1 protein-coding gene is annotated in these 544 nt (G+C 25.7%); it reads right to left on the bottom strand.

Features of this window, described 5'->3' with window-relative positions; all coding sequences use genetic code 11:
* Window positions 1–147, bottom strand: a 147-nt coding sequence (locus ACF91D_RS31565; RefSeq protein ID WP_392438668.1) for an AAA family ATPase, incomplete at its 3' end; no start/stop codon positions are given.
* Window positions 148–544 lie beyond the last annotated feature (397 nt).

Below are 544 nucleotides of genomic sequence, written 5' to 3'. Positions count from 1 at the left end.
ACTTCTATCAAATAATAAACGTAAAGCATATATAAGATTTGTTTTCCCTATATCATTTGATCCAATTACTAATGTTTGTTTTGCTAAATTTATGGTTTCATTTTTATAATTTCGAAAACCCTTAATATTTATCCAATCTATCTCCATTAAAACACTCCTATAAATTTTAATAAATAATCTATTTAATTACCCTAATCCACTTTTATATTATTGCTAATGTAAATTGCATTTAATTACAAAGTAAAAATAAAAATGTACTTATTCTGCATACTCAACCGATTTTTAATCATGTGTGTCTACTCTATTAATAATTTATAATATCATATATATTTATTACTATACACAAATAAACTCATGTATAATAACATTTACGTATGGGTATTAAACTTAATATAAGTGAGGTTTTAAATGTATATACAACAACTAGAAAATGGTAGTTACAAAGTCACTATCGAAGCACCAAGAGATCCTAAAACAGGAAAGAGGAGACAGATAACACGCAGGAGTCAATGTTAGTCAGAAGCAATCAAACGTGCTGTATAAG

The organism is Staphylococcus sp. 231237_7MaSpsaltlick, assembly GCF_043107035.1.
This window is presented reverse-complemented; position numbering and strand designations above follow the sequence as displayed.